The 5100-nt window shown below is 72.5% G+C and carries 4 protein-coding genes and 1 pseudogene; 2 read left to right on the top strand and 3 right to left on the bottom strand.

Features of this window, described 5'->3' with window-relative positions; all coding sequences use genetic code 11:
* A pseudogene (locus AB0B89_RS34755) lies at window positions 1-269 on the top strand (aspartate aminotransferase family protein); the annotation flags it as partial.
* Window positions 270-346: 77 nt separating this feature from the next.
* The gene (gene ald / locus AB0B89_RS34750) at window positions 347-1459 is read left to right on the top strand and encodes an alanine dehydrogenase (protein WP_358561504.1); all 1113 of its coding nucleotides are present in this window, start codon (window positions 347-349) and stop codon (window positions 1457-1459) included.
* Between the two features lie 80 nt (window positions 1460-1539).
* Here the strand turns inward: ald and AB0B89_RS34745 are convergent, their stop codons facing one another.
* From AB0B89_RS34745 to AB0B89_RS34735, 3 genes are all read right to left on the bottom strand, one after another.
* On the bottom strand, window positions 1540-2964 hold the full coding sequence (locus tag AB0B89_RS34745; protein ID WP_358561501.1) for a tetratricopeptide repeat protein: 1425 nt from the start codon (window positions 2962-2964) through the stop codon (window positions 1540-1542).
* A gap of 96 nt (window positions 2965-3060) precedes the next feature.
* Complete coding sequence (locus AB0B89_RS34740) at window positions 3061-4176, bottom strand: sulfite exporter TauE/SafE family protein (RefSeq protein ID WP_358561498.1); 1116 nt, start codon at window positions 4174-4176, stop codon at window positions 3061-3063.
* 214 nt (window positions 4177-4390) lie between these two features.
* A complete protein-coding gene (locus AB0B89_RS34735; protein ID WP_358561495.1) occupies window positions 4391-5038 on the bottom strand; it encodes a response regulator transcription factor in 648 nt (215 codons plus the stop codon).
* Window positions 5039-5100 lie beyond the last annotated feature (62 nt).

Below are 5100 nucleotides of genomic sequence, written 5' to 3'. Positions count from 1 at the left end.
TCTCCGCCGTGGTGGGCCCGGCCTCCCGGGACGTACCGGGCGACGCCTTCGGGGAAGGGCTCGCGCCGGAGACGCCCTCCGAGGCCGAGGGGGTGCTGCGCGGCTTCCTTTCGCAGGCTCTGTTCGAGGCGGGTCTGTACTGCCGCGCCGACGACCGCGGCGACCCCGTCGTACAGCTCGCGCCGCCGCTCATCTGCGGGCCCAAGGAGTTCGACCAGATCGAGTCGATCCTCCGTACCGTCCTCACCGAGGCGTGGGCTCGCCTGTAGATCCCGTTTTTCCGCGTTTGTGCTGGTAGGGGCGCGTCCGCGTACCATCATTCGAGCCATTCTGAAAGGATTCAGCGATGAAGATCGGCGTGCCCGCCGAGGTGAAGAACCACGAGTACCGCGTCGCCGCCACTCCGGCGGGCGTGCACGAGCTCGTACGCCACGGCCATGACGTCCATGTCCAGCGGGACGCGGGCCTCGGTTCGCAGATCCCCGACGAGGACTACCTCTTCGCCGGGGCGAAGATCGTCGAAAGTGCGGACGAGGTGTGGGGCGAGGCCGACCTGGTCCTGAAGGTCAAGGAGCCCATCGCCGAGGAGTACCACCGGATGCGCGAGGGGCAGGTGCTGTTCACCTACCTGCACCTCGCCGCGTCCCGCGCCTGCACCGACGCGCTCCTCGACCGCAAGGTCACCGCGATCGCGTACGAGACCGTGCAGGTGGGCAACTCCCTGCCCCTGCTGGCCCCGATGTCGGAGGTGGCCGGCCGGCTGGCGCCGCAGGTGGGCGCGTACAACCTGATGCGGTTCAACGGCGGCCGGGGCGTGCTGCCGGGCGGTGTCCCGGGCGTCGCCCCCGCCAAGATCGTCGTCATCGGCGGCGGCGTCTCCGGCCTGAACGCCGCGCAGATCGCGGTCGGCATGGGCGCCGACGTCACGATCCTCGACGTCAACATCGACAGGCTCCGCCAGATCGACGCGATCTACCAGGGCCGGCTCAAGACGATCGTCTCCACGCAGTACGCCATCGAGCAGGCCGTCGTGGAGGCCGACCTGGTCATCGGCGCCGTCCTCATCCCGGGGGCCAAGGCTCCGACCCTGGTCTCCAACGAGCTCGTCTCCCGCATGAAGCCGGGGTCGGTGCTGGTCGACATCGCCATCGACCAGGGCGGCTGCTTCGAGGACTCCCGGCCGACCACGCACGCCGAGCCCACGTACAAGGTGCACAACTCGGTGTTCTACTGCGTGGCCAACATGCCGGGGTCGGTGGCCAACACCTCGACCTACGCGCTGACCAACGCGACGCTGCCGTACGCGGTCAAGCTCGCCAACCTCGGCTGGCAGGAGGCGCTGCGCGGTGACGCCTCGCTCGCGCTCGGCCTCAACACCCACGCCGGGCAGCTCACCTACGAGCAGGTCGCCCAGGCCCACGGCCTGCCGTTCACGCGGGTAGCCGACCTGCTCGGCTAGGCGAGCCGACGGTATCCGCGCGGGTCGCCGGCCCGCGCGGCCGGTCCTCCGGCGGCATCGCCCGTGACGCGCCTCGGCCTTCAGGAAAGGCCGAGGCGTTTGCGGAGCTGCCGTGAGGTGGCGAGGACGTGCTCGATCTCGGCTGGAGTGGGCCAGGGGGCGGTGCCGGGCCTCACCAGGGTCATGCGCACCGAGCTGAGGTGCTCAACGGCCGCCGCGTGCAGGCCGCTCTTCTCGGTGAGCCAGGCGACCACGTCGATGGGCTCCCTGAGCCGCCTGGTGAGCAGGTCCCAGGTGCCGAGGATCTCGGTCAGGTCGGCCATGCGCAGCATGGTGCCGCCCCGCCTGCCCGCCGCCGCGACGGCCAGCTCCGCGCGGGCCACCAGCTCAGGCTCCACGGGACGGTCCCACACCGGCACCGCCTGGTCGGCCGTCCACTGCGGGGGGGCCGTCCGCCGTGCGCCGATGACCGACTGCAGGGTGCTCAGCTCCGCCGCCGCCCCCTGGTGCCCGCACATGGCGGCCTGGCGGAACCAGTGCTGCCCGCCCCGCAGGTCGTTGTGCTCGGCGATGAGCAGCAGGCCGAAGTTGTAGGCCGACTCGGGATCGCCGCTGGCCGCCGCGCGCCCGAACCAGTGGCTGGCGGCGCGGGGGTCCTCCAGCTCGACGCAGACGAATCCCGCCATGCGCTGGTCCTCGACCCTGCCGAAGTGCGCGGCGCGCTCGAACCACGCGCGGGCCGTACGCAGGTCACGGCGCGCGAGGGCGAGCCTGCCGAGCTGCGAGGCGGCGGCCGGATGGTCGACCTTGGCCGCGAGGCGGTAGAGCGTCTCCGCGCCCTCCGGATCGCGGTCGGCGTGCAGGAGACGCCCGAGGTAGTACGCGGCGTCGGCGTGCCCGCCCCTTGCGGCGTACTCCCACCAGCCGCGCGCCTGCGCCTCGTCGCCCGAGGCGTAGCTCATGAAGGCGAGGTCATGGGCGGAGGCGAGGTCGCCCGCCGAGGCCGCGCGGCGGTGCCAGTCGCGTGCGGCCACGGGGTCGCCGACGTCCTCGCAGAGCAGGGCCAGCCTCCGGGTGGCCGGACGGGACCCGGCGCCCGCGGCGCTCTCGAACCAGTGGCGCGCGCCGAGGACGTCCCCCCGCTGCTCCAGCAGCAGGGTGGCCAGGTTGACGGCCGCCTCGGCGTCCCCCGCGCCCGCCGCGAGCTCGTACCACGTGATCGCCTCGTCGAGGCTGCCGTGTTTCTCGTGCCAGACGCCGAGGTTGTAGGCGCTGTCGATGTTCCCGGCTCCCGCCGCCCGCTCCCACCAGTGGCGTGCCGCCGACCGGTCGCCGCGCTGGGCGTACAGGCGGCCGAGCCGGTGCGCGGCCCCCGAGTCGCCCGCCTGGGCGGCGCTCAGGAGGTCGGCCTCGCTGGGTTCCCGGAGTGACGCTTCGGGCGCACGGGGCATCGGCACGGCGGGCCACGCGACCGCCGCCTCCGGTTCACCATGCCACCACGTCATGGGGGACAGAGTCGCACGTGATCCAAAGAGATGGAACATAATCGACAGCTTCTTGCCGTCCGGCGGAACGCGTTTGACCCGTCCCGACCAGGGACGTCAGCGTCTCGGCTCGGTCGCCGCGCCTGGGGACGCCGGTTGACTTACGTTGATAAATCCGGCATACATCCCCATTCCGCATACATAGCGGAGCCTTCCGGGGCCCTGCGGCGCGAGCCGTACGGTCGCTTCGCCCGTCACCGGGAGCGTGATGTCGTGGCCCTGGATCGTCAGCGTGCGCGTGCACCCCTGGTTGTCCAGGGTGCGGAAGACGATCTCCGCCGGCCGTCCGGCCTCGATGGAGACCACGCCGGGACGGTAGCCCTCGGCCGTCGACCAGACCGTGACGACCTGGGTGCCGTCCGCGCGCGTCTGGGCGCCCGCGGTGGCGGTGGGAGGAGCGCCGAGGTCGGGCAGCCACCCGCCGAGCCGCAGCCCCGCGACCATGGTCACCGATCCGGCCACGAGCGCCGCCGCCGCGGCGACGATCGCGAGCCTGGTCGTGGCGATGCGGCGGAGCAGCACGCCGAGCAGGGCGAACGCCGGGGCCGTGCCGGTGACGAACCCGGCCATGACCGCCGCGCCGCCGAACCAGGATCCGCTGGAGACCGCGATCACCTCGGTGCTGAGCGTGACCCCGCAGGGGATCAGGATGGTGACCGCTCCCAGCAGCACCGCCCTCATCCAGGGCGGCACCCGCGCGAGAACCCCCGCCACCGCCGCCGGCACCCCCGAAGGCGATGGCGTTCCCGAGGGCGCCGGCGTTCCCGGGGGTCCCGACGACGAGGCGGAGGGCGGCGGCGCTGAGGTAGAAGGCGATGACAAGGCCGACGGTGCGTGGTGTGAAGAGCATGCCGGGGTCCGGCCGGTGTTCCTGATGAGCCGGGCGGCGAAGCAGATCACGGCGGTGCCCGCCCCCACGAGGAGCACCGCCCGACCCTCCGGCGGGATCCGGACCACGCCGCCCAGCAGGCCGAGCAGCGCCCCCACCATCGCGTGGGACGCCAGACGCCCCCCGATGAACGCCGGCACGACCGCGAGCCCCGAGCCTGGCCGCCCGCCGTCCCGGCGGCCGGTGAGACCGATGAGGAGGCCTCCCTGCACCGCCGTGCATGAGGCGGTGCCCGCCACCAGCCCGGCGGCGAGGCCCCCGGCGAAGAGCGCGGCGGGCGTCACGCTCGGCGGACCGGGGTCGCTCCGGCGCCACGCGGTCGTACGCTCGGTTCCACGTGATCCTCCTCCGTAAGTGTCTCCTCGCGGAACGTAACGGAGAGGGTCGCCGGTGGCCAGTCACACTTCGCTAACCACCGGCCCTTTTTCCGTCATGACCTGCCACGACGAGCGCCCCGCGCACGCTGGTCGGAAGGCCGTACGTACGGCGGGGGACAGGTCACAGCCAGCCGGGCTTGACCAGGCCGGACTCGTAGGCGATGACGACGAGCTGGGCGCGGTCGCGGGCGTGGAGCTTCGTCATGGCCCGGCTCACGTGGGTCTTGGCCGTGGCGGGCGCCATGAACAGCTTGGCGGCGATCTCGTCGTTGGTCATCCCGGCGGCGACCAGCGTCAGCACCTCGCGCTCGCGCTCGGTGAGCTGGTCAAGCCCGGCCGTGACGCGCGGCTCCTTGGCCCGCGACGCGTATTCGGCGATCAGCCGCCGGGTCACGCTGGGGGACAGCAGCGCCTCCCCCACCGCGACGACGCGTACGGCCTGGATCAGCTCGGCGGGCTCGGTGTCCTTGACCAGGAAGCCGCTGGCCCCGCCCCGCAGCGCCTCGAAGACGTACTCGTCCAGCTCGAAGGTGGTAAGGATGATGACCTTGATGTCGGCGGGCATCTCGCGCGTCGCGGTGAGGCCGTCCATCCCCGGCATGCGGATGTCCATCAGGACCACGTCCGGCCGGTGCTCCTCAGCCAGCCGGACGGCCTCGGCGCCGTCCGAGGCCTCGGCCACCACCGTCATGCCGTCCTGGGCGTCGAGCAGGGCGCGGAAGCCCGCCCGCACGAGGGCCTGGTCGTCCACCAGCAGGATCTTGATCACTCGGCTTCCTCGGGTGTCTCCGATCCCGCCACGGGCGGGATCGGAAGGCGGGCCTCGACAAG

This window comes from Sphaerisporangium sp. NPDC049002, assembly GCF_040649355.1.
Taxonomy (GTDB): Bacteria; Actinomycetota; Actinomycetes; order Streptosporangiales; family Streptosporangiaceae; genus Sphaerisporangium.
This window is presented reverse-complemented; position numbering and strand designations above follow the sequence as displayed.